This is a genomic window from Halorubrum sp. LN27 (assembly GCF_016635065.1).
Lineage (GTDB): Archaea > Halobacteriota > Halobacteria > Halobacteriales > Haloferacaceae > Halorubrum > Halorubrum salipaludis.
Genome location: NZ_JAEPET010000001.1, coordinates 1,447,618 through 1,470,283 on the forward strand (window position 1 = coordinate 1,447,618; position 22,666 = coordinate 1,470,283).

At 67.2% G+C, this 22,666-nt stretch carries 28 protein-coding genes and 1 tRNA gene; 15 read left to right on the forward strand and 14 right to left on the reverse strand.

Annotation, left to right across the window (positions count from 1 at the left end):
• The first annotated feature begins 100 nt into the window (after window positions 1–100).
• The 4 genes from JIN95_RS07075 (at window position 101) to JIN95_RS07090 (ending at window position 2,453) form a co-directional block, all read left to right on the forward strand.
• Window positions 101–739, forward strand: a complete 639-nt coding sequence (locus JIN95_RS07075) for a 50S ribosomal protein L1 (protein WP_095636893.1) — start codon at window positions 101–103, stop codon at window positions 737–739.
• A complete protein-coding gene (locus tag JIN95_RS07080) occupies window positions 736–1,776 on the forward strand; it encodes a 50S ribosomal protein L10 (RefSeq protein ID WP_095636892.1) in 1,041 nt (346 codons plus the stop codon). The genes JIN95_RS07075 and JIN95_RS07080 overlap by 4 nt, the downstream gene beginning before the upstream one ends.
• 18 nt (window positions 1,777–1,794) lie before the next feature.
• Window positions 1,795–2,136 (forward strand): 50S ribosomal protein P1, encoded by a 342-nt coding sequence (gene rpl12p / locus JIN95_RS07085; RefSeq protein ID WP_200530950.1) that lies wholly within the window; start codon window positions 1,795–1,797, stop codon window positions 2,134–2,136.
• Between the two features lie 125 nt (window positions 2,137–2,261).
• Complete coding sequence (locus JIN95_RS07090) at window positions 2,262–2,453, forward strand: hypothetical protein (RefSeq protein WP_095636890.1); 192 nt, start codon at window positions 2,262–2,264, stop codon at window positions 2,451–2,453.
• Here JIN95_RS07090 and JIN95_RS07095 read toward each other — a convergent pair.
• The gene (locus JIN95_RS07095; protein WP_200530951.1) at window positions 2,434–2,958 is read right to left on the reverse strand and encodes an SWIM zinc finger family protein; all 525 of its coding nucleotides are present in this window, start codon (window positions 2,956–2,958) and stop codon (window positions 2,434–2,436) included. The genes JIN95_RS07090 and JIN95_RS07095 overlap by 20 nt on opposite strands.
• A gap of 324 nt (window positions 2,959–3,282) precedes the next feature.
• Between JIN95_RS07095 and JIN95_RS07100 the strand changes: the two genes are divergently transcribed.
• Window positions 3,283–3,501 (forward strand): LPXTG cell wall anchor domain-containing protein, encoded by a 219-nt coding sequence (locus tag JIN95_RS07100; RefSeq protein ID WP_095636888.1) that lies wholly within the window; start codon window positions 3,283–3,285, stop codon window positions 3,499–3,501.
• A 24-nt stretch (window positions 3,502–3,525) separates the two neighbouring features.
• On the opposite strand, the gene JIN95_RS07105 is transcribed toward JIN95_RS07100, so the two are convergent.
• The 5 genes from JIN95_RS07105 to JIN95_RS07125 form a co-directional block, all read right to left on the reverse strand.
• A complete protein-coding gene (locus tag JIN95_RS07105) occupies window positions 3,526–4,713 on the reverse strand; it encodes a DNA primase (RefSeq protein ID WP_095636887.1) in 1,188 nt (395 codons plus the stop codon).
• A gap of 49 nt (window positions 4,714–4,762) precedes the next feature.
• Entirely contained in the window at window positions 4,763–5,236 is a 474-nt protein-coding gene (locus JIN95_RS07110; protein ID WP_200530952.1) for a DUF5518 domain-containing protein, read from the reverse strand.
• Between the two features lie 7 nt (window positions 5,237–5,243).
• Window positions 5,244–5,924 (reverse strand): HVO_2922 family protein, encoded by a 681-nt coding sequence (locus JIN95_RS07115; RefSeq protein ID WP_200530953.1) that lies wholly within the window; start codon window positions 5,922–5,924, stop codon window positions 5,244–5,246.
• 80 nt (window positions 5,925–6,004) lie between these two features.
• On the reverse strand, window positions 6,005–7,186 hold the full coding sequence (locus JIN95_RS07120) for a Fic family protein (RefSeq protein ID WP_200530954.1): 1,182 nt from the start codon (window positions 7,184–7,186) through the stop codon (window positions 6,005–6,007).
• A 361-nt stretch (window positions 7,187–7,547) separates the two neighbouring features.
• Window positions 7,548–7,621: transfer RNA gene (locus JIN95_RS07125), tRNA-Val, on the reverse strand.
• 61 nt (window positions 7,622–7,682) lie between these two features.
• Here JIN95_RS07125 and JIN95_RS07130 point away from each other — a divergent pair.
• From JIN95_RS07130 to JIN95_RS07140, 3 genes are all read left to right on the forward strand, one after another.
• Complete coding sequence (locus JIN95_RS07130; RefSeq protein ID WP_200530955.1) at window positions 7,683–8,162, forward strand: DUF192 domain-containing protein; 480 nt, start codon at window positions 7,683–7,685, stop codon at window positions 8,160–8,162.
• Window positions 8,163–8,221: 59 nt separating this feature from the next.
• Window positions 8,222–8,641, forward strand: coding sequence for an SHOCT domain-containing protein (locus JIN95_RS07135; protein ID WP_200530956.1), 420 nt, complete (start codon window positions 8,222–8,224; stop codon window positions 8,639–8,641).
• Between the two features lie 102 nt (window positions 8,642–8,743).
• Complete coding sequence (locus tag JIN95_RS07140) at window positions 8,744–9,424, forward strand: hypothetical protein (RefSeq protein WP_200530957.1); 681 nt, start codon at window positions 8,744–8,746, stop codon at window positions 9,422–9,424.
• A gap of 40 nt (window positions 9,425–9,464) precedes the next feature.
• Here the strand turns inward: JIN95_RS07140 and ugpC are convergent, their stop codons facing one another.
• The 4 genes from ugpC to JIN95_RS07160 all read right to left on the reverse strand — a co-directional run bounded on the left by ugpC (window position 9,465) and on the right by JIN95_RS07160 (window position 13,939).
• The gene (gene ugpC, locus JIN95_RS07145) at window positions 9,465–10,616 is read right to left on the reverse strand and encodes a sn-glycerol-3-phosphate ABC transporter ATP-binding protein UgpC (RefSeq protein ID WP_095636880.1); all 1,152 of its coding nucleotides are present in this window, start codon (window positions 10,614–10,616) and stop codon (window positions 9,465–9,467) included.
• Window positions 10,617–10,784: 168 nt separating this feature from the next.
• Window positions 10,785–11,732, reverse strand: a complete 948-nt coding sequence (locus JIN95_RS07150) for a carbohydrate ABC transporter permease (protein WP_095636879.1) — start codon at window positions 11,730–11,732, stop codon at window positions 10,785–10,787.
• Window positions 11,729–12,772 (reverse strand): sugar ABC transporter permease, encoded by a 1,044-nt coding sequence (locus JIN95_RS07155; RefSeq protein ID WP_095636878.1) that lies wholly within the window; start codon window positions 12,770–12,772, stop codon window positions 11,729–11,731. The genes JIN95_RS07150 and JIN95_RS07155 overlap by 4 nt, the downstream gene beginning before the upstream one ends.
• Before the next feature lie 9 nt (window positions 12,773–12,781).
• Window positions 12,782–13,939 carry an ABC transporter substrate-binding protein gene (locus JIN95_RS07160; protein ID WP_200532121.1) on the reverse strand — a complete coding sequence of 386 codons (1,158 nt, stop codon included), beginning with the start codon at window positions 13,937–13,939 and terminating at the stop codon, window positions 12,782–12,784.
• Between the two features lie 403 nt (window positions 13,940–14,342).
• On the opposite strand from JIN95_RS07160, the gene JIN95_RS07165 reads away from it, so the two are divergent.
• Together JIN95_RS07165 and JIN95_RS07170 are read left to right on the forward strand one after the other, a co-directional pair.
• Entirely contained in the window at window positions 14,343–15,392 is a 1,050-nt protein-coding gene (locus JIN95_RS07165; RefSeq protein WP_095636876.1) for an AAA family ATPase, read from the forward strand.
• 2 nt (window positions 15,393–15,394) lie between these two features.
• Window positions 15,395–16,027 carry a protein sorting system archaetidylserine decarboxylase gene (locus tag JIN95_RS07170; protein ID WP_200530958.1) on the forward strand — a complete coding sequence of 211 codons (633 nt, stop codon included), beginning with the start codon at window positions 15,395–15,397 and terminating at the stop codon, window positions 16,025–16,027.
• A 63-nt stretch (window positions 16,028–16,090) separates the two neighbouring features.
• On the opposite strand, the gene JIN95_RS07175 is transcribed toward JIN95_RS07170, so the two are convergent.
• Window positions 16,091–16,774: a haloacid dehalogenase type II gene (locus tag JIN95_RS07175; protein ID WP_200530959.1), complete on the reverse strand. Its 684-nt coding sequence runs from the start codon at window positions 16,772–16,774 to the stop codon at window positions 16,091–16,093.
• Window positions 16,775–16,849: 75 nt separating this feature from the next.
• Window positions 16,850–17,653, reverse strand: a complete 804-nt coding sequence (locus tag JIN95_RS07180) for a pirin family protein (protein WP_095636873.1) — start codon at window positions 17,651–17,653, stop codon at window positions 16,850–16,852.
• Window positions 17,654–17,855: 202 nt separating this feature from the next.
• On the opposite strand from JIN95_RS07180, the gene sod reads away from it, so the two are divergent.
• Window positions 17,856–18,455, forward strand: a complete 600-nt coding sequence (gene sod, locus JIN95_RS07185) for a superoxide dismutase (RefSeq protein WP_200530960.1) — start codon at window positions 17,856–17,858, stop codon at window positions 18,453–18,455.
• An 83-nt stretch (window positions 18,456–18,538) separates the two neighbouring features.
• On the opposite strand, the gene JIN95_RS07190 is transcribed toward sod, so the two are convergent.
• On the reverse strand, window positions 18,539–19,102 hold the full coding sequence (locus JIN95_RS07190; protein ID WP_095636871.1) for a response regulator transcription factor: 564 nt from the start codon (window positions 19,100–19,102) through the stop codon (window positions 18,539–18,541).
• Between the two features lie 144 nt (window positions 19,103–19,246).
• On the opposite strand from JIN95_RS07190, the gene JIN95_RS07195 reads away from it, so the two are divergent.
• Complete coding sequence (locus tag JIN95_RS07195) at window positions 19,247–19,975, forward strand: ATPase domain-containing protein (RefSeq protein WP_095636870.1); 729 nt, start codon at window positions 19,247–19,249, stop codon at window positions 19,973–19,975.
• A gap of 86 nt (window positions 19,976–20,061) precedes the next feature.
• On the opposite strand, the gene JIN95_RS07200 is transcribed toward JIN95_RS07195, so the two are convergent.
• A complete protein-coding gene (locus JIN95_RS07200) occupies window positions 20,062–20,400 on the reverse strand; it encodes a helix-turn-helix domain-containing protein (protein ID WP_008847358.1) in 339 nt (112 codons plus the stop codon).
• Between the two features lie 185 nt (window positions 20,401–20,585).
• Between JIN95_RS07200 and JIN95_RS07205 the strand changes: the two genes are divergently transcribed.
• The 3 genes from JIN95_RS07205 (at window position 20,586) to JIN95_RS07215 (ending at window position 22,624) form a co-directional block, all read left to right on the forward strand.
• Window positions 20,586–20,924: a hypothetical protein gene (locus JIN95_RS07205; protein ID WP_200530961.1), complete on the forward strand. Its 339-nt coding sequence runs from the start codon at window positions 20,586–20,588 to the stop codon at window positions 20,922–20,924.
• Window positions 20,925–21,260: 336 nt separating this feature from the next.
• On the forward strand, window positions 21,261–21,890 hold the full coding sequence (locus JIN95_RS07210) for an archaellin/type IV pilin N-terminal domain-containing protein (RefSeq protein WP_200530962.1): 630 nt from the start codon (window positions 21,261–21,263) through the stop codon (window positions 21,888–21,890).
• A gap of 2 nt (window positions 21,891–21,892) precedes the next feature.
• Entirely contained in the window at window positions 21,893–22,624 is a 732-nt protein-coding gene (locus tag JIN95_RS07215; RefSeq protein ID WP_200530963.1) for an archaellin/type IV pilin N-terminal domain-containing protein, read from the forward strand.
• Window positions 22,625–22,666 lie beyond the last annotated feature (42 nt).

The following is a 22,666-nucleotide window of genomic DNA, read 5'->3' on the forward strand; positions in this document are numbered from 1 at the left end:
GTTCGACGCTTTTAAACCTCCGATGAACCACTTTCCGGTGAGACAGGCTTCGCCTGTTTCACTGACCCGTAGGAGCGACCTGCGTACTACGGAGGTGAAAATGGCAGACACAATACAAGAGGCCGTAACCCTCGCACTCGACGATGCGCCCGAGCGGAACTTCCGCGAGACCGTGGACATCGCGATCAACCTGCGAGACCTCGACCTCAACGATCCGTCGAACCGAATCGACGAGTCCGTCGTGCTGCCGGCTGGAACGGGGCAGGAGACACAGATCGTCGTCTTCGCGGAGGGCGAAACCGCCGTCCGCGCAGAGGAGGTCGCTGACGAAGTGCTCGACAGCGACGACCTCGAAGACTTAGGAGACGACGACGACCGCGCAAAGGACCTGGCCGACGAGACCGACTTCTTCGTCGCGGAGGCCAACCTGATGCAGGACATCGGTCGGTACCTCGGTACCGTCCTCGGTCCGCGCGGGAAGATGCCTACCCCACTACAGCCGGACGACGACGTCGTCGACACAGTCAACCGGATGAAAAACACCGTGCAGCTCCGGTCGCGAGACCGGCGCACGTTCCACACCCGCGTCGGCGCCGAAGACATGGGCCCCGACGCGATCTCGGACAACATCGACGTCATCATCCGGCGGCTCGAAGCGAGCCTCGAGAAGGGGCCGCTCAACATCGACGGGATCTACGTGAAGACCACGATGGGTCCCGCCAAGGAGGTGCCCGTATGAGCTCGGTCCGCAAGACCGAGACGATCCCGCAGTGGAAACAGGAGGAGGTCGACGAGCTCGTCGACTTCATCGAGTCGTTCAACTCCGTCGGGATCGTCGGCGTCGCCGGCATCCCGAGCCGCCAGCTCCAGGCCATGCGCCGCGAGCTCCACGGCTCCGCGGACGTCCGGATGAGCCGCAACACGCTCACCGTCCGCGCGCTCGAAGAGGTGAACGACGGCGTCGAAGAGCTGACCCAGTACGTCTCGGGTCAGGTCGCGCTCATCGGCACGAACGACAACCCGTTCGGCCTCTTCAAGCAGCTGGAAGCCTCGAAGACCCCCGCCCCGATCAACGCGGGCGAGGTGGCCCCCAACGACGTCGTCATCCCCGAGGGTGACACGGGCGTCGACCCGGGGCCGTTCGTCGGCGAGCTCCAGACCGTCGGCGCGGCCGCGCGCATCCAGGACGGCTCGATCATGGTCACCGAGGACTCGAAGGTCCTCTCCGAGGGCGAGGTCGTCGACGACGACCTCGCGAACGTCCTGACCGAGCTCGGCATCGAGCCGAAGGAAGTCGGGCTCGACCTCAAGGGCGTCTACTCCGACGGCGTCCTGTTCGAGCCGGACGAGCTCGAGATCGATGTCGACGAGTACGAGGCGGACATCCGCTCGGCGGCCGCCGCCGCGCGGAACCTCTCCGTCAACGCCGCGTACCCGACGGCCGCCACCGCCGGCACCCTTCTCGCGAAGGCGTCCGGCGAGGCGAAGTCCGTCGGGCTGTTCGCGGAGATTGAGAGCCCGGACGTCGTGCCCGACCTCATCGGGAAGGCCGACGCCCAGCTCCGCGCGCTCGCGGCTCAGATCGACGACGAGGAGGCGCTCCCCGAGGAGCTGCAGGGCGTCGAAGCCGCCCCGGCTCCGGAGACGGACGACGCCGACGAGGAGGAACAGGCGGAGGAAGAAGACGACTCGGACGACGCTGAGGCGGCCGACGACGACGCCGACGACGACGACGGCGACGACGGCGGCGAGGGTCTCGGCGCGATGTTCGGATAACACCACGAGGACACACCAATGGAATACGTTTACGCTGCGCTCATCCTGAACGAGACTGGCGAAGAGATCAACGAAGAAAACGTCACCGGCGTGCTCGAAGCCGCCGGCGTCGACGTCGAGGAATCCCGCGTCAAGGCGCTCGTCGCCGCGCTGGAGGACGTCGACATCGAGGAGGCCATCGAGACGGCCGCCGCGGCCCCGGCCGCCGGCGCCGCCTCGGGCGGCTCCGCGGACGCCGCGGACGCCGACGAGGCCGACGAGGGCGACGACGAGGACGAAGAGGAGGCCGCCGAGGAAGCGGCGGACGACGACGAGGAAGACGGCGACGGCGGCGAAGGTCTCGGCGAGCTCTTCGGCTAACGCCGGACGAGCGAGACTCCGACCGCGTCGACCGACTCTTCAACGCCGATTTTTATCGAGACCCGCTATCCGGAGTGATAACGCCGTCCGCGAGTTTATATATCGATCTCGGATACGGAGACGTGATGAAGATCGTCGACGGCGACAAGGTCGAGTGCGATCGGTGCGAGTCGGTGTTCCCGATCGGAGACGTCTCGCTGCTCGAGAAGGAGACGAACCGCGACTACGAGCGGGTCCTGTGCGAGGACTGCCTGGGCGCCGTCGGCGTCCCGAAGGGGTACACGCTCCGCCGCGACATCAGTCACTTGGCCGGGTGAGCCGCGACGCGGGGAACCCGTACCTGTCGCAGTCGCCGACGCTCCGCCCCGGGCGGATCGACGCCGCGTACACCGCCTCGACGATGGGCTCGTGGACCCCGTAGTCGGCGTTCGTGGGGTACTCGGCGATGACCCGCCCCTCGTCGGTCCGGTAGGCGTCGGCCCGTTCTGTCGTGACCTCCACGACGACGAGCCGCTTTCCAGTCTCGCGGTCGTGGACGACCGCGCCGGGTTCGAACGCGTGTCGCTCACAGAGGTGCGCGCCGCCGGCGTCGAACGGGACGAACGTCTCCGCGCCGCAGACCGCGCAGGCGCCGACGCGCTCGTCCGGCGCGGGGACGACCCCCGAGGTCACCTCCATCGCGACGCGGCGGAGGTGCTTACAGCGCGAGCCGCGGATCGCGTGGTCCGGGCAGGTGCATGTGCCGGCGTCGAGCGCGACCACGTAGGTCCCGCCGTCGGTCTCGACGACGTAGCGCCGGTCGCGGAGCGCGCGGACCGTCATCTCCTCTACGGCGGCACGGGCGGATCGGTCATCGTTCCCGTCCTCGCTGCCCGGCGGCGACGGCGGCGACGACGCCGAGGACGGCGATCGCGACGGAGTCGGTTCGGGGGCTGCTGACGCGGGTGTGTTTCTGATGTGCGTCATAGTTGGCGGCGAGGGGGTCCCTCGCTTCGCGTCGAGATAGGTGCCGAAAACGGATAAGATCGGCGCCAAAACGGACTCAGAACCGGGATTTCGCGGTTGAACCCGCCACACCGACTCTGTTCCGCCGACCGCGGCGCCCTCATCGAAGTCCTTTTTTAGCGGCGACGGAAACTCGCGGACATGGAAATCGACGCGGAGCTCCGTCGGCAGATCGCGGTCTCGCTGTCGGCGGCGGCGGTCTTCGTCGCCGGACTGGTCGGGATCGGGGTCGCGTTCGGCGGTTCCGAGGGGCTTCCGGAGACCGGTGCGATCGCCCTCGTCGCGCTGCTCGCCGGGTTCGTCCTGTTGATGGCGCTCGTCGGCGCGTACCTCATCCGAGCGAACGACGACGACGAGTAGACGGCTACTCGCCTCCGGCGACGACTATTGGCTTTCGGCTTCCGTCGCGTCCGCGTTCTCCTCCCGCCAGTCGGCGATCTCGTCGGCCTCGGTCACGCGCCGCTCGTAGTACGCGAGCGGGTCGGCGGCGACCTGCATGTGGTCCTCCTCGTTGTGACAGATCCCGTAGTTCGCCAGCGTCTCGCACGTCGGCGGCGGATACTGGCTCCCTCGGTCGTCGCTGAGGTACTCGGTCTGGTACCGGATTCCCTCGGCGTCGAGGCTCGTGTCGGCGCAGAACGCGACCACCTCGTCGGGGCTCATGCCGATCCCGACGAGGAATGCCATCAGCGCGAACGCCTCCGGCGGGGAGAGCTCGGTGCCGCGCTCGGCCTTCTCGATCAGGTTCCGCATGCAGGGCGGGAACAGGTCGGGCGCGACCACGTCGACGGGGCCGGCGTAGGTGCGCTCCGAGAGCAGCCGCTTGAGGTCCGCGACGCCCGACTCGAGCTCCGCGGCGATCCCCTCGCCGGCGGCGAGCTCGAACGGGAGCCCCTCCCGGACCCGGTCCTCGACGGCGGCCTCGAGCGCGTCCAACAGCTCCTCGCGGGAGACGCGCACCTCGCCGTCGGCGAGCGCGCGGTTGACGAGCCGCCACGACTCGCCCCACGAGGGCGACGTGAGCCGGAGGTACGGCCCCACGGCGATCCAGTAGTGCTCGGGGTCGCGGCCGGTCCCGGAGGCGGCGCCGGCCGCGGCCGCACCGCCGGTTCCTCCGCTCCCGCCGGCTCCCGCAGCCGGTCGGGGTGGCTCCGCTCGCACCGCGTCCGCGAGGTCGAACTCCGCGAGCACGTCGTCGAGGGCGACGGTCGGGGTCGACACCGACCGCAGCTCGTCGTCGGTCGCGAGGTCCCCGCGGATCCGGTCGATCGCGGTCGCGGCCTCGGCGGCGGCGTACTTCTCGATGGCGGGCTCGGAGTCTAAAAGCGAGACGAGGATCCGCGCGATCGGGTACGAGAGCAGCTCGGCCTGCGCGTCGTAGGCCGACTCGGCGGGGAACTCGCCGCTCTCGGAGGCGACGGTCCCGTCCATCAGGGCGCGCTCCACGCGCTCGCGGGCGCGCTCGACCGCCGGCGCGTCGGCCGCGACGAGCTCCGGTAGCGACACCGCGGCGTCGGCGACCGCCTCGCGGGCGGCCGCGAAGAACGGGTACTTGGCGTCGAGCGCGTCCATGTCCGGGCCGAGGTAGCAACGGGCGGCGAATAAGCGGTGCGGTCCGCGGCTACAGTCTCCCCCGGAGGTAGTGACCGAGATAGCCGCCGACGATCCCGGACCCGAGGGTGTAGGCGGCCGCGAGACCGACCACCAACAGCGCGACGATCCCGAACTCCGCGGGCGCCCCGGCGATCCCGAGGAAGAACAGCAGGAAGGTCACCACGGCCGCGAACGGCAGCGTCATCACGACGCCGGCGACCGTGCCCGTCTTGAGCGCGTCCGCCGGCCGGCCGCCGCAGAGGTAGCCGGCGACCGCGCCGCCGAGCACGGTGGCGAAGGGAACGAACGACAGGACCGAGCCGGCGATCCCGCCGACGAGCCCGTACACGAGCACGTCGACCAGCTCCGCGGGCGCGTCGTCGCCGGGCGCGAGGAAGTCGTTCGAGGCGGGTTCACTCGTGTCCGTCGCGGGCGCGTCGACGGAGGCGATCCCGTCGTCCGAGGGGGTGTCGTCGGTGGAGGGGGTGTCGTCGGGGACCATCGGCCGATTACTCCTCTTCTTCCGTTTCGTCGCCCGATTCGTCGTCCGGCTCCTCGACGGCGGCGCCGGGCGCGTTCGACTTCACGCTGTTGAGGCCCTGTTTCGTCTTCTGTTTGGAGGCGTACCCCTGTCCGCCGTCGGCGATGACGTTCCCGTTGGCGTGGCGGAGCCGCCAGCGGTACTCGTCCGCCTTGTCGCGGAACAGCTCGAAGGTCGCGTCGCTGCCCCCCTCCTCCGGCGCCTCCTCGTCGCGGGAGACGTCGACGACGTGGGCGCCGGGGGCGTTCCGCTGGACGCTCTCGATGCCGGACTCGGCGTCGCGCTTGTCGGAATACCCCTCGCCGCCGTCGGCGATGATGTTCCCGTTGTCGTGGACGAGCCGCCAGCGCCAGTCGCCGGCGCTGTCCGCGTACAGTTCGAAGGTCGCCTTGCTCGCGGCGGCCTCGTCGTCGATCTCGCCCTCCGCCTCCGGCCATTCCATCTCGACCTCGAAGTGGACCGTCCCGTCCTCGCGTTCGAGCTCGATCTCGACCTCCTGTTCCGCCGCGGGGTCGACGGTCACGGTGCCGGCGTCGTCGACCGGGACCGGTTCCCCGCGCCCGAGCGCCCGCGCGATGCGCCGGAAGTAGGTTGCGAGCGCCTGTCGGCTCCGAGATTTCCGCGACTCGTGAACGGTTTCTTCGGGCATGCGGGACCTACGTCACGGCGAGCGCACAAAACGCTATGGCCGGTTTGCAACTGATCGGTGAACGGCTGAGCGGATCTGTACTAGTAGGTCTGCGGTGGTCGTTCGAGGATCTCGAAAATCTCTCTCGCCCGATACTCCTTGTTCCGTGCTTTCCCGGTAACTTCTTCGAGAACGCCGTCTTCCTCTAGGGCGGCAATTGCGCGAGACGCCGTCGAGTGGTCGACGTCGAACGATTTTGCGACGGTCTTGGTCGTCAGGTAGGGCCGTTCGAAGAGCTTGCAGGCGAGCCGATTTTTCGTGTAGGCGACACCACCGTACTCGTTCTCGTACCGCCGTCGAAGCTCGTCGAGCGCGAGCGTGCGCGTGACGGATTCCTCGGCCTGTTTGGCGATCCCCTCGACGAAAAACGCGAGCCACGCCTCCCACTCGCCGTCCGTCCGTACCGCCGTCATCCGGTCGACGTAGGTCGGCTTGTTCCGGTTGAAGTACTCGCTCAGGTAGAGGTTCGGGCGTTGCAGGTAGCCGTGATCGTACAGGTGCAGCGTGATCAGGAGGCGTCCGAGCCGACCGTTTCCGTCGCCGTAGGGGTGGATCGTCTCGAACTGGTAGTGAAAGAGCGCGATATCGATGAGGGGATGATACCGCCCCCCCGTCCGGTAGTACGTCATCAGCGCGTCGATGAGTCCATCGACGACGCCCGGTACTGGGGGAAGGAAGTCCCCGAGGTGGTTCGGGCGCGTCTTGTACTCTCCGACGGTCTCGGTGTCGACGCGGTCGTCGGGGACCCCGCTGAGAAGCGTCTCGTGGAGCGCGTGTAGCAGGTCGACGCTGAGCGATTCGCCGTCGTCTATCGCTCGAATACCGTCCTCGACGGCTCGCTCGTAGTTCAGCACCTCACGCGTGTCCTTCGTGGTCTTCGACGACGAGCGGGACGCGAGCGCGTTGGCGTCTACCGAATCATCGAGAGCGCGTGTTTCGAGACTGTAGAGGGCGTTGTAGTCGATATCTGCCCCCTCGATCTCGGCGGATTCCATCGCTTCCTTCCGCAAGAGAGACGTGTAGAGGAGGGGCGGGAAGTCGAGTTCGCGACTGATCCCGCTGAGCTGGCCCAGCCAGAACGTGGCGTCCGCGAGCGTCTCGTAGAACCGATCGGTGAGATCCAGCTCCCGTGACGGCGGAAGCGGCTCGGGCTTGTAGTAGGAGTCACGCCCGTACGAGACGAGCGTTCCGGGCGCCGTATCTCCTAAATCACGCTCCCTCATGCATCCAAGCGCACATCGGTCGGATTATGGATGAATCTATCGCTCTCATATGCAACCAACGCGAATCAGAGAACGCTAAGCTGGTATTCGAGTAGTATATATTCAATCACTCTGTGGCTCAACCCCGGGTGGAGTATGGCTGAGATCACGGAGAGTTCGAACTCATTCACTTCGCTCGCTCCGTTCCCTGGTTCGAATCCGCCCTCAAACAGGTATGTCGCTGCCGCTCGCGGGTTGCTCGCGACAGCGACAGTGGGCTCGGGCGGGTTCGAACTCGATGGCGAGACTCGCTTCGCTCGTCTCGCGTAGTTCGAACCGCGCCCGCCACACCTGCGGCTCGCGGATTGCTCGCCGCAGGAAGTGGGCTCGGGCGGGTTCGAACCGCCGATCTCAGCCTTGTAAAGGCCGCGTCATAACCAGCTAGACCACGAGCCCTCACCGGTTCAAACCCGCTCGGAGCGGAAAACGGTTTCTTTCTGCGGTCCGAGGACCGACCGTGAACCGCCGTCTCCTCGCGATCGCCGGCGTCCTCGTCGCTCTCGCGCTCCTCTTTGCCGCCGCGCTCGCGGCGAACCCGACTCTCCTGATCGCGGGCTACGACACCGTGACCGTCGAGGCGGTCGACGGCGAGACGGGCGAGTCGCTCGCGGTCGTGGAGGCGCGCGTCGCCGACGGCCTCGCGAAGCAGTACGTCGGCCTCTCCGAGACCGACGAGCTCGCGGCCGACGAGGGGATGCTGTTCGTCCACGACGAGACGGCCGAGCGCGGGTACGTGATGCGCGGGATGTCGTTCGGGCTCGACATCGTCTTCGTCGCCCCAGACGGCACCGTCACCGAGGTCCACGAGGCGGCGCCCGAGTCGCGCCCGTACACCCGCTATTCAGGAACCGGCCGGTACGTCCTCGAAGTGCCGCGGGGGTGGAGCGAGCGCAACGGCGTCGGCCCGGGCGACCGGCTCCGCTTCGAACTCGACTGAGATCGCGCCCGCCGCTCCGCGACGAAACCGATTTGCCACTCGCGGGCGTCGACCGACGTATGACCGGTCTCCCCCGTCGGATCGCGTGGAACGTCCGCCACCGCTGGCGGCGGATGTTCGCGGTCCTCGTCGTCGGCGCCGGCGTCGCGGCCCCGCTCGTCACCGGGCTCTGGTGGTCGCTGCCGCTCGTCTGGTTCTTCGGGCTGTTCGTGGCGCTGCCCGTTCTCCACACGCTGACGAAGCCGCTGCCGGACGAGGGCGACGAAGGCGGCGACGCGGACGCCCCCGACGACCCTGCCCTCCGCGCGCTCCGCGAGCGCTACGCCCGCGGCGAGATCGACGAGCGCGAGTTCGAGCGCAAGCTCGACCGCCTGCTGGAGACGGAGGACGCCGAGACCGCCGACCGCGGCGACGCCGACGACATCGCCGAGCGCGTCCGCGACGGGCTTCGGCGCGAAGTCGAGCGGGTCCGCGAGTGAGCGCGACGCGCCCGGGCGTGAACCCTCTGCGAGCGCTCCGACTGCGGGCGGTCCGACCCGCGACCGTCATCGTTTTGCGCGGCGCCGGCGAGAGGACCTGACGTGTTCCTCGACGCGCTCCGGTACCCACTCGCCGACCGAACGCGGCTCGACGGCACCGCGAAGTGCCTCGCCGCCCTCCTGCTGTGCGGGGCGCTGGTCCGGTTCGCGGGGCGGCTCTGGCCCGACTGGTCGCTGGCCGCGCCGCTGCTGCTCGCCGTCATCCCCCTCCTCGCGTGGCTCGGCCTCCTCGGGGGCGTCCTCGCGGGCGACGGGTTCCCGCCGCTGGCGACGGGTTCCACGGCCCGGATCGCCGGCCGGCTGTTCGGCGTCGCCGCCGTCTACCTCCTCCCCGCGGCCGTCACCGTGGTCGCCGCCGGCTACGTCGTCGCGAGCGGGACGGTCCCGGACGCGCTCGGCGGCGTGACCCTCGCGACCCTCGCGACCGCCGCGCTGCTCGTCACGGTCGCCTGCGGCTACCTCTTCCCGGCGGCGGCCGTCGTGAGTGTTCGGGAGGGGCTCCGCGCCGGCCTCCGGCGGGACGCCCTCCGCGGCACGGCGTCGAGCACGTACTTCCTCGCGTGGGTCGGCGCGACCGTGCTCGTCGTCGTCGCGTGGAGCGCGCTCGCGGCGACGGCCGCGCGGAGCGTCGCCGCGCTCCTCGCGCTCGGGTGGTGCGCCTACGCCCACGTCGCCGCCGCGGCGCTCCTCGCCGAGGGGGTCGATCGGACCGCCTACTGGTGAGGCGGCTCGGAAAAAGCGACGAACTCGGGTCCGCGTCCGGTCAGGCGAGGTCGACCTGGTCGGCGGCGTCCTCCATCGACCGGTTGTGGAGCGCCTCGCCCGTGGCCCGGTCGAAGAGGTGGATCGCGTCTTCCGGAATCCGCGCGACCACCGAGTCACCCTCGCTGACGCGCGTGAACCCGTCGATCGTCGCGACGAGCGTCTCCGCGGACTCGGGGTCTGCGTCGGGGTCGAAGTGGAGGTACACCGTGTTCTCGTCGCCCATCGGCTCGACGACGTCGACGGTCATCTCGAACTCGTGCGCGTCGCTCTTCCCCTCGACGAGCTCGACCGCCTCGGGCCGGATCCCGAAGACGAGGTCGGTCGTCTCCCCGAGGTCCGACCGCACGTCGTCGCCGACGGGGTACTCGAAGACGTCGCCGACCAGCCGGTCGCCGTCGAGCCTCACGTCGAAGAAGTTCATCGAGGGCTCACCGAGGAAGCTCGCGACGAACTGGTTGGCCGGCTCGTGGTAACACTTCAGCGGCTCGGCGATCTGCTGTAGCTCGCCCCCGTCGAGGATGGCGATCCGGTCGCCCATCGTCATCGCCTCGGTCTGGTCGTGGGTGACGTACACCGTCGTGACGCCGAGGTCGTCCTGAAGCCGCTGGAGCTCCGTGCGCATCTCTGCGCGGAGCTTCGCGTCGAGGTTGCTGAGCGGCTCGTCCATCAGGAACACCTCGGGGTCGCGGACGATCGCGCGGCCGAGCGCGACGCGCTGCTGTTGGCCCCCGGAGAGGTCCTTCGGCTTCCGATTCAGGAGCTCACCGATGTCGAGCAGCTCTCCCGTCTCCGTGACCATCCGGGCGATCTCGTCGTCCGGGAGGTCGGTCGACTCCTCGAGTCCGAACGACATGTTCTCCCGAACGCTCATGTGCGGGTAGAGCGCGTACGACTGGAACACCATTGCGATGTCCCGGTCCTGGGACTTCACGTCGTTGACGACCCGGTCGTCGATGCTGAGCGTGCCATCGGTGATCGTCTCCAAGCCGGCGATCATCCGCAGCGTCGTGGACTTTCCACAGCCCGACGGACCGACGACGACGAGGAACTCCCCGTCGTCGATCGACATCGAGATGTCGTCGACGGCGACGACCTCCTCGTCGCCGTCCTGAAACGTCTTCGTTACCGAATCGAGTTCAAGCGTTGCCATGTCTTTGAGTTGTGGTCGCTGTCGAGTAGTCGTTTGCGCGTCGCGCCGACTCCCGTCTCGGGGCGTCGGCGGCCCCGCCCGGGATCCGCGTACGGACCACGGTGTCGTCGCACACCGTCCGCGTGCGGACCGCGGTGTCGTCGCACGCCATCCGCATGCGCGTACGGGTCACGCCGCCACCCCCTCGGCGAATTCGTCGCCGAAGAGGATGTACACCGCGAGCGTCGGGAGCGCCGCGAAGAACGCCCCGGCCATCCGGAGCGCGAAGTCCTGGCCCTCCATCGAGGTCCCGAGCCCGGCGAGGATCAGCACGACCGGGGCCGCGGGGCTCGACTCCGTCGAGACGATCACCAGCGTGAACAGCAGGTCGTTCCAGATCTGCGTGAACTGGTAGATGAGCACCACGGCGAACATCGGCCCGGAAAGCGGCAGGACGATCCGCCGGTAGACGCGGCGCAGCGACGCGCCGTCGAGGCGGGCCGACTCCATCATCTCGTCGCTCATCGTCTTGTAGTACGTCCGGAACAGGAGCGTACAGATCGGGATCCCGTAGGCGACGTGGGTGATCACGAGCTCCACGATCCCGACGTAGTCGTCGTCGATCCCGAGCGCCCAGACGAACGAGAGCGCGTCGCCGAGCTGGACCCACTGCGACCAGAACTGGGTCAGCGGAACCAGCACCGCCTGGTACGGGATGAAGATCCCCGCGATGATGAGCGCGAGCACCAGCGCCTTGTACGACGCCTTCCAGTTCGGAATCGTCAGTCCGTACGCCGTGACGCTCCCGATGAGCGCCGAGATGATCGTCGCCGGCACGGCGTACAGGAGGCTGTTCCCCATGCCGCGCAGCAGGGCGTCGATCGCCGTCCGCCACTTCTCGAACGTGAACCCGGACGCTCCCGGCGGAGCGAACGGGGCCGTCTCGATGATGGCGGTGCCGGTCTTGAACGAGGTGACCAGTCCCGACTCGATGGGGACGAGGTAAAACCCCGCGGCCAAGACCAACACGACGTACAGCGCGAGGTCTTCGACAGTCAGCCGATCGAGAGTCCGACGGATTCCCGTCGCTCTCGCCGTCGCGCCGCTTCCGTCGGTTCGGAGTTCGTCGTCGGTCATAGGTTATTCCTCCGGTATTCGTAGACGAGGTAGGGGCCGATGACCGCGAGCGCCATCCCGAAGAGGACGATCGCGATGGCCGCGCCGTACGCCCACTGCGAGTTGGAGTACGCCTCGCGGACCATCTTCGTCGCGAGGATGTCGGCGCCGTTCGGCGGCCGGTACCCCCCCACGAGCGAGTAGAGGAAGTCGAAGGCCTTCATGCCGAACACCATCAGCACCACGGCGGCGCTGATCGTCGCGCCCTTCAGCTGCGGAATGATCACGCGCCAGTACATCTTCAGCGTCGACGCGCCGTCGACCTTGGCCGCCTCGTAGTGCTCGTCCGGAATCGCGCGGAGCCCGGCGAGGTACACGACCATCGCGTACCCCGAGAACTGCCACATCAGCGCGAAGATGACGGCGTAGAGGACGACGGCCTGATTACCGAGCCAGCTCACCGGTCCGAGGCCGAACACGCCGATGACGCTGTTGGCGATCCCGTTGTTGTAGTTGTAGATCCACAGCCAGAACTGCGCGGTCACGACGAACGAGAGGCTCATCGGCAGGAGGTAGATCGTCCGGAACGTGTTCTCGAACCGGATCCCCCTGTCGATGAGGATCGCGAGCACGAGGCCGACCGCGAGCGTCCCCGCCGTGAACGCGATCAACAGGATGAGCGTGTTGACCGCGGCGTCGATGAAGCCGGAGTCCGCGAGCGCACGCGTGTACATCTCGAAGTCGAGGTCCGAGTAGTCCGGTGCGTTCGCGAACCCCTGGTAGTCGGTCAGCGAGATGAGGAGGTTCCAGATGACCGCGCCGTAGACGAACAGCCCCATCAGCAGGAACGGCGGGAGCCAGAATATCGACGACTCGGCGAAGTCGCTCCCGAAGCGGTCGTCGACCGCGGCGCTGAGCCGCGCTATCGGTCCCGGATCGTCACCCGAGCCGGCGTTCGCCGCAGCGCCGTCGCTCACGACGCCGCCGTCGGTGCGAGGCTCGTCTCCGTCGCCCGAGGTCGGGCTGATCGCGCGGTGCAATCGTCGGTAAAAATCGAGCATCTGGTGGACTTAGTTCGACACCGCGTCCAGGAACCCGGACGTCGCCGCGTCGACGTTGTACGGCCCGGTGAACTCCGAGGAGATGACCTCGTTGAGCGCCGTCATCGTCTGCGAGGTGACGCCGAGTCCGTGCTGGAGGTTCGGCGGGCGGTACTCCGCGTTTGCGAAGTCCTCGGCCGTCTCCTGGAGGTACGGACCGAACTCGTCCATGCTCACGTCCGTCCGCGTCGGGATCGACCCCTTGTACTGGTTGAACGCGATCTGGGCCTCCTCGCTGCCGGCGAACGCCGACCAGGTCTTCGAGGCCTCGGGCGTCGGGTTGTCCGCCGGGTAGAGGAACGAGTCGAAGTGCAGGGTGTACATCCCCTCCGTCCCGGGGAACGTCTTGAAGCCCCAGTCGTCCTCGTAGTCGAAGTCCTCCGCGTTCCGGAAGGCGCCCGCCGCCCAGTTACCCTGGTGGATGAAGGCGGCCTCGCCGTTGATGATCTTCTGGTTCGACTGCGTCAGGTTGAGCGAGGCGGCGTCGTCGCTGATGTGGTTCTCCAGCATCTCGGCGGTCCGATCGAACGCCGCGCGGACGGCCTCCTCGTCGCCGTCGCCTTCGAGGAAGTCCATGTACGGCTGATAGCCGTTCTCGCCGAGCATCACGGCGGCCCACAGCTGCGTCGTCGTCCACGTCCCCGACATCGCGTGGGTCATCGGGACCGCGTCGGTCTCGTTCGAGACCGTCTCGAAGGCGTCGATGAGCGCCGCGGGGCTGTCCAGCGACTCGACGTCGATTCCGGCGTCCTCGACGACGGAGACGTTGTAGAACAGGCAGTTCAGTCGGTGCGATCCGAGCGGGACGGCGCGGTAGCTCCCGCCCTGCTGGTGAAGTTCGACGGCCTCCTCGACCATCGCGTCTTCGAACCCGTTCTCCTCCCAGACGTCGTCGACGCTGCCGAGGGCGCCCTCGTAGCGCTGGAGGTTCGGGCCCGGCCAGCCGGCGAACGCGCCCGGCGGGTCGTTGCTCTGGAGCCGGTTTGCCACGACGGCGTCGAGGTTCTCGTTGCCGCCGCCGCCGATGGGGTTCATGTCGAGGTCGGTGTCGGGATGCGCCTCGTTGAACGCCTCCTCCAGCGCCTCGGCCGCCGTGGCGCCGTCGCCGCCGGTCCAGCCGTGCAGCACCTCGACGGGGCCGGCCGCCCCGCCGTCGCTTCCGTCGGAGCCGTCACTGCCGTCGGAGCCGTCACTGCCGTCGGAGCCGTCACTGCCGTCCGAACCGTCGCTGCCGTCGCTTCCGTCGCTGCCGTCGCCGCCGGCACAGCCGGCGATTCCCACGGTCGCGAGGGTACCGGCGCCGGCCACGTAGTGGCGGCGCGTGAGACGGTCAGCGTCGGATCGACTGTCTTGTGACATGTACAATGCTTATGGTTACTCCCGGTACTTAACGATTGATGTTCGTTTACTCCGATTGTTAATAATGTCTCCACATCGATATGCGCGGCCGCTGTTATCGGTGTACCGAACCGGTGTTCGACTCGGCGGGCGGACCGACCGATTCTTGAGCGCGTGGCCCGGAGGACGCGGTATGGAGGGACCGCTGTGGATCGACGCGCACGCTCCGGCGCTCGACGAGATCCGTCAGGACGAGGCGCGCGAGCGGCTGGAGCGCGCGGTCGACGAGCCGATGAACCTCGTCGTTCAGGGGCCGCCCGGCGTCGGGAAGACGGCGGCCACGCGGGCGCTGACCCGGGCCGCCCACGAGAACCCCGACGCCGATCTGATCGAGATCAACGTCGCCGACTTCTTCGGCCGGACGAAAAAGGAGATCCGGACCGACCCCCGCTTCGAGGGGTTCCTGCAGGGACGCAGCCGGATGGCGAAACGCGACATGATAAACCGGGTGCTGAAGGAGTCGGCGTCGTACGCGCCGATGTCCGGCGAGTACAAGACGGTCCTCCTAGACAACGCCGAGGCGATCCGCGAGGACTTCCAGCAGGCGCTCCGGCGGGTGATGGAACAGCACCACCGCACCACGCAGTTCGTGATCGCCACCCGCCAGCCGTCGAAGCTCATCGCGCCGATCCGCTCGCGGTGTTTCCCGGTCCGCGTGCGCGCGCCGACGACCGACGAGGCGATCGACGTGCTCGAAACGATCTGCGAGCGCGAGGGCGTCGACTACGACGGCGACGGGCTGGAGTTCGTCGCCAGCGCGGCCGGCGGCGACCTCAGGGAGGCGATCCTCTCGGCGCAGGCCACCGCGGTCGAGGGCGGCGAGATCACCATGTCGACCGCCTACGAGACGCTCGGCGAGGTCGGCGACGACGACGCGATCCGGGAGGCGCTCGCCGACGCCCGCGCCGGCGACCTGAAGGACGCGCGCTCGACCCTCGACGACCTGCTCGACGAGGGCGGGTACGACGGCGGGGAACTGCTCCGGGAGACCCTGCGGGTCGCCCGCGCCGGCTCCGAGTACGGCGGCGACGAGCTCGCGCGGCTCCACGTCCTCGCCGGCGAGGCCGACCTCGACCTGGTCGACGGGCTCGACGACCGGACCCACCTCGTCCACCTGCTCGCGGCGTGGGCGGCGGGGCGAACCGAGCTCCGCCCCGACCTCCGGGAGCCCGCGGAGGCCTGACGATGGGACGGAACCCCCCGCTCTCGGCGGTGCTCCCGTTCGACGTCGTCGACGAGGCGTGGCGGCTGGCGCTCGCGCCCGCGCTCCTCGGGGCCGCGACGCTCCCGCTCCTGCCGCCGGTCGGCGTCGGCCTGCTCGCGCTCGCGCTCGGCGTCCTCTGGTTCCACCGCGACCCCGACCGCTCGACGCCCGACGCGGAGGGCGTCGTCGTCGCCCCCGCGGACGGCACCGTGAGCGTCGTGCGCGAGGAGGGCGAGCGCCTCCGCGTCGGCGTGTTCATGAACGTCACCGACGTGCACGTGAACCGCGCGCCGCTCGCGGGCGAGGTCCGCGAGGTGCGCCACCGCCCCGGCGCGAACCGGCCCGCGTTCGACAAGGAGTCCGACCGCAACGAGCAGGTCGCGATCGACTTCGGCGAGTACGAGCTGCTGGTCATCGCCGGCTGGTTCGCCCGCCGGATCCACCCCGCGGTCGAGCCCGGCGACGCCGTCGACCGCGGCGAGCGCGTCGGCCACGTCTCGTTCGGCTCGCGGGCGGACGTCATCCTGCCCGCCGACATCGACGAGGGCGACCTCCTCGTGAGCGAGGGCGACGCGGTGCGCGCCGGCGAGACGATCGTCGCGGAGCGCGACTGAACTTCGTCGCCAAACGCGACTGAACTCGCAGAGCCGGCTCTTCTCGGTCTTCGATCGGCCGCCTCAGACCCCCAGCGCGTCGGCCAGTTCGTGTATCGACTCCACCGTGAGGTCCGAATCCCCCGCGAACGGCTCCCACGGCGTCCCCTTCCTGTCGAGGCGGACCGCCTGCATCCCCGCGTGCGACGCCCCTAACACGTCGAACCACCCCGCCGAGACGTGGACGATCCGGTCGATCGGCGTCCCCGTCCGGGCGGCGCCGTGGCGGTACAGCTCGGCCGCCGGCTTGAACGTCTCCACCTCGTCGGCGCTTATCGTGTCCGCGACGAGATCCTCGATCCCGGCGTGTTCGACCATCGAGTCGAGCATCTCCGGGTTCCCGTTCGAGAGCACGTACGGCTCGTACCCGCCCTCGCGCAGGCGCTCGATCCCCGACCGCACGTCGTCGAACACCTCGAGCTCGTGGTACACCGCGAGGATCTCGTCGCGCTCCGCGGCCGACAGGTCGACGCCGTGGGCCGCCAGCGCGTACGTCAGCGCGTCGCGGTTCATCTCGTAGAAGGGCTGGTAGGCGTCGATCGCGTTCGCGACGAACGTGTACGCCAGCGACCGCGACCGCCAGAGCCGCGACACCGGCTCCGGGTCGGGGACGCGGTCGGCGAGCGCCGCCTCGGCCGCCTCCACGTCGACGAGGGTGCTGTACGAGTCGAAGGTGACGGTCCGAACGCGGTCCGGGTCGAGTGGCATTCGGTCGCCCCTTCGGCGGCCCGCGTTATCATACCCCGCGGTTCGTTCGTCCGGAGCGCCTGCTCTCCGGGTGGCCTACAGGACGAAGGGCCCCTGCTGGCGGATCGGCTCCCCGTGCGGTCGACCGGAGACGGCGACGAAGCGGAGCCCCGGTTCCCCGTCGCTCTCGACCGTCACGTCCCGCGCGTCCGCGTTCGGGAGCACGTCGCCCGCGGCGAACTCGCGGGTGGCGCCGGCCTCTGCCTCGGAATCGACGTCGGCGCCCGCGTCGGCGTCTCTGACCGTCCCGCTCCCCTCGACGCCGTAGAGGAACCCGGACCACTCGTCGGGGACTTCCCACGTCCACGCGTCGGTGACGCGGACGTCGAGGTACTCCATCGGGGTGTACAGCTCGATCGGCGACCCCTCGCCCACGACGGTGGTGACGGTCGCGCCGTCGCGCTCGGTCGTGGGGAGCTCCTCGGTGCCCGCGTCGACGTAGTCCGGGTCCGCCTCCTTCTCCTCCCGCGGGAGGTTCACCCACAGCTGGAGCCCGTTGCAGGCCTCGCCGTCGGCGGGGAACTCGGAGTGCCGGATGCCGCTCCCGGTGGTGATCCGCATCGCCTCGTCCTCGCGGGCGGTGTGCTCGACGCCGAGCGAGTCGGCGTGGTCCATCCCGCCCTCGATCATGTACGAGACGATCTCGAACCCCTTGTGCGGGTGCATCGGGAATCCCTTGTCCGGGTCGATGTAGAACCGCTCGAACAGCACGAACGGGTCGAGGTTGTCGGGGTGGGCGTTCGTCGGGAACGCGCGGTCGGAGTTCACGCCCGTCCCGTGTCGGACCGTCTCGCCCGAGAGCGGCTCGACGCCGCCCGCGGTCGTCTCGTCTGGTGTCATACACGATCTGACGAGTTTGGCACGCATAAGCTCCGCGCCGCCGGAAGACAAAAACAGTCAGATTTCAATTATTTATAAATCAAAAATCTCTAAGTAGGCGTTTGAAGGCTAATTTAGGGATAAATAGATCAGACAGATTAGTTACTGAAATGCGTTACAGAGAACGTTCTTACCCGTGGCACGCATGGGATGGAATGTAGACATGAGCTACGAATTAGATCCGCTGCCGTATGAGTACGACGCGTTAGAGCCGCACATTTCCGAGCAGGTGCTCGAATGGCACCACGACACCCATCATCAGGGGTACGTGAACGGGTGGAACGCGGCCGAGGAGACGCTCGAGGAGAACCGCGAAGCGGGCGACTTCTCGTCGTCGGGCGGGGCCATCCGCAACGTGACGCACAACTCGTCGGGGCACATCCTCCACGATCTGTTCTGGCAGAACATGTCGCCTGAGGGCGGCGACGAGCCTCAGGGCGACCTCGCGGCTCGGATCGAGGAGGACTTCGGTTCCTACGAGGCGTGGAAGGGCGAGTTCGAGGCGGCGGCCTCGGCGGCCGGCGGCTGGGCGCTCTTAGTGTACGACACGTTCTCGAACCAGCTTCGGAACGTCGTGGTGGACAAGCACGACCAGGGCGCGATCTGGGGCGGTCACCCGATCCTGGCGCTGGACGTGTGGGAGCACTCCTACTACCACGACTACGGTCCGGCCCGCGGCGAGTTCGTCGACAACTTCTTCGAGGTCGTCGACTGGGACGAACCGTCGAGCCGCTACGAGCAGGCCGTCGAGCTGTTCGAGTAACGCTCCACACCTGACGCGCTCCGCGCGTCGAAATCCCGAATTTTCCGAATTTCCCGAATTTTTCGCACCCTGACCCAAGAGCGTCAGGCCTCGCCGAGGTCGCGGAACATCGCGCGGTAGTCGTCGGACGACAGCGACTCGCCGAGCTCGTCGATGTCGGCGTCGAGCGTTTCGAGCCGTTCGACGAGCTCGGCGTACGCCTCGTTCCCCTCGCGCTGGGCCGCCGGCTTCTGGGCGTTGAGCACCGCGCGCTTGCTTGCCAGCGCCGCGGCCTCCTGAATCAGGTCGTCGTACTCGCTGCGGGTCAACAGCGTGTCGATCGCCGCCAGCAGCTTCGTCCGGCTGACGGGCTTCGTGAGATACAGATCGAACCCCATATCGATGATGTCGAAGTCGGGCTCGACGGCGGTGACCATCGCGACGCGGCAGTCGTAGCCGGCCTCGCGGATGTGATCGAGCACGTCGTCGCCGCTCCCGTCGGGGAGGCGTCGGTCGAGCAACACCACGTCGACCGCGCCGTCGACTCGGTCGATCGCTTCGGCGGCGGTCTCGGCGAGGTCGACGTCGTATCGCTCTTCGAGGAAGCCGGCGTACAGCGCGGCGATGTCGGGCTCGTCTTCGACGACGAGGACCGATGGCTCGCTCACCGCCGATCACCGCCGGAAACGACGGGGGACGCTTCACCGGGCATACAGGAAGGGGCGGTGTGTCGAGGAATAAACCTGTCGGCGTCCGTGCGGTCGGTCCGTCGGATCGTCTTTTATATACTCCGGTCGCCAAGGAAGGGACGAATGTCAGAACTCGTCTCCACCGGGGTCGAGGGGCTCGACTCCATCCTCACGGGCGGAATCACGGAGCGATCGACGGTCCTCGTCTCCGGGAACCCCGGTACCGGAAAGAGCATCTTCGGAATTCAGTATCTCCACCACGGCGTCGCCGAACACGACGAGCGCGGCGTGTACGTCTCCTTCGAGGAGGACGAAGCGGACATCCGCGGCGCCGCCGAGTCGATCGGGCTGGAGGGGTTCGGCGACTACGTCGACAGCGGCGACATCGTCATCCTCGACAAACGCGAGATGCTGCGCGAGACCGACTTCTCGACGGCGGTCGACAAGCTCCTCGACACGATCGAGGACGGGGACTTCGACCGGCTGGTGCTCGACTCGCTCTCGATGTTCCAGCTCTTCTTCGACGCCGAACAGGAGAAGCGGACGTACCTGCTGAAGTTCTCGGACATCCTCAAGGCGAACGGGCTCACCTCCCTGCTCATCAACGAGCAGGGCGCGGTGTTTCCCGACACCGAGGTCGGACTGGAGAACTTCCTCACCGACGGGAACATCTACTTCATCCAGACGCCGACCGATTCCGGCGTCAACCGCTACGTCTGGGTGGCGAAGATGCGGAAACAGGACATCGACACCGACATCTTCCCGATGGAGATCGGCGAGGGCGGGATCACCGTCCACGAGCGGGCCGGCGGGTTCTCGATGATGGGCCGGTCCGACGAGCCCTCGTTCTGAGTTCGGACGAGAGACGGAGAAGGCGACGCGGGGACGAACGCGTTATTGCGGGGACGAATACGGGTCGCGGGGACGGACGGAGAGCGTTACTGACCCGACGAGAGGTCGCGCCACACGTCGTCGAGCCGGTTTTTCACCGCGGAGCGCTCCTCGACCTCGACGGTGAGCCCGTCGCGGAAGTCGACCTCGACGCCGTCGACTTTCCGGCGGTACACCTTCACGCGACGGTGCTCGTCCGACAGCGGACGGTCGTGAAGCTCCAGCAGATCGGCCTCCTCCAGCTCGTTGATCCGGCGGTAACACGTCGCGATCGGTACGTCGAGCTCGTCGCTCAGGTCCTGTGCGGACATCGCGTCGCCGGTCGCCGTCAGGATGTCCGTGTTGTACTTGTTACCGAGCACCGTGATCAGGTCGTCCCCCACCATTCACGTTATCGTAGTTGATTATTGGGGCTTAAAAGGATACCGGTGATCGACACGGCCGAAGAAATCGACCCGGGGCGCCGCCGTCCGCCGGTACCGGGCGTTCGGTTTCAGCGGCTATTCGCGAGTGTTATCGACGGTGATAGCCGCCACCGTAGGTTTATAAGTCGACTCCGGTCACGGTGGGTATGGAGCTCATCGAGGGTCTGTATCTCGTGACGACCACCGTGCTGGCCGGCGCGAGCGCGACGCTGCTCGCGTTCGCGGTCTCGGCGTATCGGTCGTCGGGTCGGACGGCGATGGCGTACCTCGCGGTCGGATTCGGACTCGTCGTCCTCGCCGCCGTGGCGACGCCCGCCGCCGCCTTCCGGACCTCGTTCTCGAACCCGCAGGCCCTGCTGCTCGTCAACACCGGGCTGTTAGCGGCGTCGATGGCGCTGGTCGCCGGGAGCCTCGCGGTGTACGAGCCCGGCACGCAGGAGTTCGTGATCCCCGACTCGGAGCTGGCCCGGATCCAGGACCGCTGAGACGGGCCGGGGCCGAGAGGATCGGGACGTACGACACCCCCGAATTTCGAGAGATTTTCAGACCTTTCTGATCATCGTACGCGAGAGTGTGCAGCTCTCCTTCCTCCGATCGGAGCTGATCGACCCGCTCACACCGTGTGCTCTCAGATCCAGACGCGATAACACGATCGCGATATCGTTGATACATTCAGAAATTTCAAAGTAGAAAATAATGCGATAATCGCAACACTGAAGCGTCTTATCAGTTCAAATAATTGGCACGGAGTCTTTAATAGGGAAATCACACTCCGTAGCGATAACGCCCGCCGGGCAGGCCGGGGGCCGACGCAACACACAATGTTCGAAACAATACTGGACGAGGAAGAGCGCGGTCAAGTGGGGATCGGGACCCTCATCGTGTTCATCGCGATGGTGCTGGTGGCGGCGATCGCCGCCGGCGTCCTGATCAACACGGCCGGGTTCCTTCAGACGCAGGCGGAAGCAACGGGCGAAGAGAGTACGAGTCAGGTGAGCGACCGGATTCAGATCGTGAGTCAGTCTGGGAACGTGACTGATCTGGACATCGATGGTGATAATACGGATGAGAGATCTATCGACCAGCTCCAGCTTACGGTCGCGCAGTCGCCGGGTGCGGGAAACATCGATCTCACTGAAGTGACCGTCGAACTGATCGGCACTGGCGGACAAGTCTCGGCAGAGCTTGGTACCAACAACATCACGATGTTCACCGGTGATGGCGACGAGGTCGTCTTGACGGATAACAGTGATCGGGCCGAGATTACGCTGAACCTTGACGAAGATTCTGGCCCCTTCGAGTACAACGCTGAAGACGGTGACACCGATGGCGGTCTAAACGCTGGTGACAGTCTGTCGGTGACGTTCACGACTGCCTCCGGTGCAACTACCAGCACCGAACTGCGCGTCCCGACCACGCTGACCGATGAACAGACTTCGGTGAGGCTGTAACAATGTTCGAAACAATCACTAACAGCGAAGATCGCGGTCAGGTTGGTATCGGCACGCTCATCGTGTTCATCGCGATGGTGCTGGTGGCAGCGATCGCCGCCGGCGTCCTGATCAATACGGCCGGCTTCCTGCAATCACAGGCTGAGGCGACGGGACAAGAAAGTACGGACCTAGTGTCTGAGCGCATCGACGTGTCTACTGAGGTCGGTATTGTTGGTAACGCGTCCTCGGGCGAACTTGAATCGATCCGACTCGGTGTCACCGGTGCCGCCGGCTCTGATCAGATCGACTTATCAGAGACGACGATCCAAGCGGTCGGTCCTAACGGGCAGGCTAACCTTGTGTTCACCGATGTGGACGCGAACGGAACGGATCTCACAACTGACGACTCGATCAACGCGAGCCAGCTCAATGCGAGCCAGTTCGCCGTCAAAAACTCCGAAGGAGAGTGGGTTGCCAGTGACTCGGCAGTACTGGACGACGACAACGACTACACGATCGTCGTTAACCCCGGTGCAGAGCCGTTCGGTAATCTCACTGCGGATGGTGCCGATGGCACGACTGAAGTCCATGATGGCAGCAGCTTCACCTACGCCCATCTGAGTGAGCACGAAGCCTTCGGACAGAGCCAGACCTCGTCGCTCGAACTCGTCTCGCCGTCGTCGGCCACGACGTCCATCGAGCTGAATTCGCCCGACCTCTACAGCGAGGACGGCGAAGCGGTCCGGCTCTAACGAGCCTCGAATAGCCACCTAACCACTGTCCCGGCGGATCCC

What these genes read in the sequence shown, in the direction of transcription:
- JIN95_RS07075 (WP_095636893.1), top strand. Translation starts at nt 101, where the DNA reads ATGGCAGACACAATACAAGAGGCCGTAACCCTCGCACTCGACGATGCG.
- JIN95_RS07080 (WP_095636892.1), top strand. Translation starts at nt 736, where the DNA reads ATGAGCTCGGTCCGCAAGACCGAGACGATCCCGCAGTGGAAACAGGAG.
- rpl12p (WP_200530950.1), top strand. Translation starts at nt 1,795, where the DNA reads ATGGAATACGTTTACGCTGCGCTCATCCTGAACGAGACTGGCGAAGAG.
- JIN95_RS07090 (WP_095636890.1), top strand. Translation starts at nt 2,262, where the DNA reads ATGAAGATCGTCGACGGCGACAAGGTCGAGTGCGATCGGTGCGAGTCG.
- JIN95_RS07095 (WP_200530951.1), bottom strand. Translation starts at nt 2,958, where the DNA reads ATGACGGTCCGCGCGCTCCGCGACCGGCGCTACGTCGTCGAGACCGAC.
- JIN95_RS07100 (WP_095636888.1), top strand. Translation starts at nt 3,283, where the DNA reads ATGGAAATCGACGCGGAGCTCCGTCGGCAGATCGCGGTCTCGCTGTCG.
- JIN95_RS07105 (WP_095636887.1), bottom strand. Translation starts at nt 4,713, where the DNA reads ATGGACGCGCTCGACGCCAAGTACCCGTTCTTCGCGGCCGCCCGCGAG.
- JIN95_RS07110 (WP_200530952.1), bottom strand. Translation starts at nt 5,236, where the DNA reads ATGGTCCCCGACGACACCCCCTCCACCGACGACACCCCCTCGGACGAC.
- JIN95_RS07115 (WP_200530953.1), bottom strand. Translation starts at nt 5,924, where the DNA reads ATGCCCGAAGAAACCGTTCACGAGTCGCGGAAATCTCGGAGCCGACAG.
- JIN95_RS07120 (WP_200530954.1), bottom strand. Translation starts at nt 7,186, where the DNA reads ATGAGGGAGCGTGATTTAGGAGATACGGCGCCCGGAACGCTCGTCTCG.
- JIN95_RS07135 (WP_200530956.1), top strand. Translation starts at nt 8,222, where the DNA reads ATGACCGGTCTCCCCCGTCGGATCGCGTGGAACGTCCGCCACCGCTGG.
- ugpC (WP_095636880.1), bottom strand. Translation starts at nt 10,616, where the DNA reads ATGGCAACGCTTGAACTCGATTCGGTAACGAAGACGTTTCAGGACGGC.
- JIN95_RS07150 (WP_095636879.1), bottom strand. Translation starts at nt 11,732, where the DNA reads ATGACCGACGACGAACTCCGAACCGACGGAAGCGGCGCGACGGCGAGA.
- JIN95_RS07155 (WP_095636878.1), bottom strand. Translation starts at nt 12,772, where the DNA reads ATGCTCGATTTTTACCGACGATTGCACCGCGCGATCAGCCCGACCTCG.
- JIN95_RS07165 (WP_095636876.1), top strand. Translation starts at nt 14,343, where the DNA reads ATGGAGGGACCGCTGTGGATCGACGCGCACGCTCCGGCGCTCGACGAG.
- JIN95_RS07170 (WP_200530958.1), top strand. Translation starts at nt 15,395, where the DNA reads ATGGGACGGAACCCCCCGCTCTCGGCGGTGCTCCCGTTCGACGTCGTC.
- JIN95_RS07175 (WP_200530959.1), bottom strand. Translation starts at nt 16,774, where the DNA reads ATGCCACTCGACCCGGACCGCGTTCGGACCGTCACCTTCGACTCGTAC.
- JIN95_RS07180 (WP_095636873.1), bottom strand. Translation starts at nt 17,653, where the DNA reads ATGACACCAGACGAGACGACCGCGGGCGGCGTCGAGCCGCTCTCGGGC.
- sod (WP_200530960.1), top strand. Translation starts at nt 17,856, where the DNA reads ATGAGCTACGAATTAGATCCGCTGCCGTATGAGTACGACGCGTTAGAG.
- JIN95_RS07195 (WP_095636870.1), top strand. Translation starts at nt 19,247, where the DNA reads ATGTCAGAACTCGTCTCCACCGGGGTCGAGGGGCTCGACTCCATCCTC.
- JIN95_RS07200 (WP_008847358.1), bottom strand. Translation starts at nt 20,400, where the DNA reads ATGGTGGGGGACGACCTGATCACGGTGCTCGGTAACAAGTACAACACG.
- JIN95_RS07205 (WP_200530961.1), top strand. Translation starts at nt 20,586, where the DNA reads ATGGAGCTCATCGAGGGTCTGTATCTCGTGACGACCACCGTGCTGGCC.
- JIN95_RS07210 (WP_200530962.1), top strand. Translation starts at nt 21,261, where the DNA reads ATGTTCGAAACAATACTGGACGAGGAAGAGCGCGGTCAAGTGGGGATC.
- JIN95_RS07215 (WP_200530963.1), top strand. Translation starts at nt 21,893, where the DNA reads ATGTTCGAAACAATCACTAACAGCGAAGATCGCGGTCAGGTTGGTATC.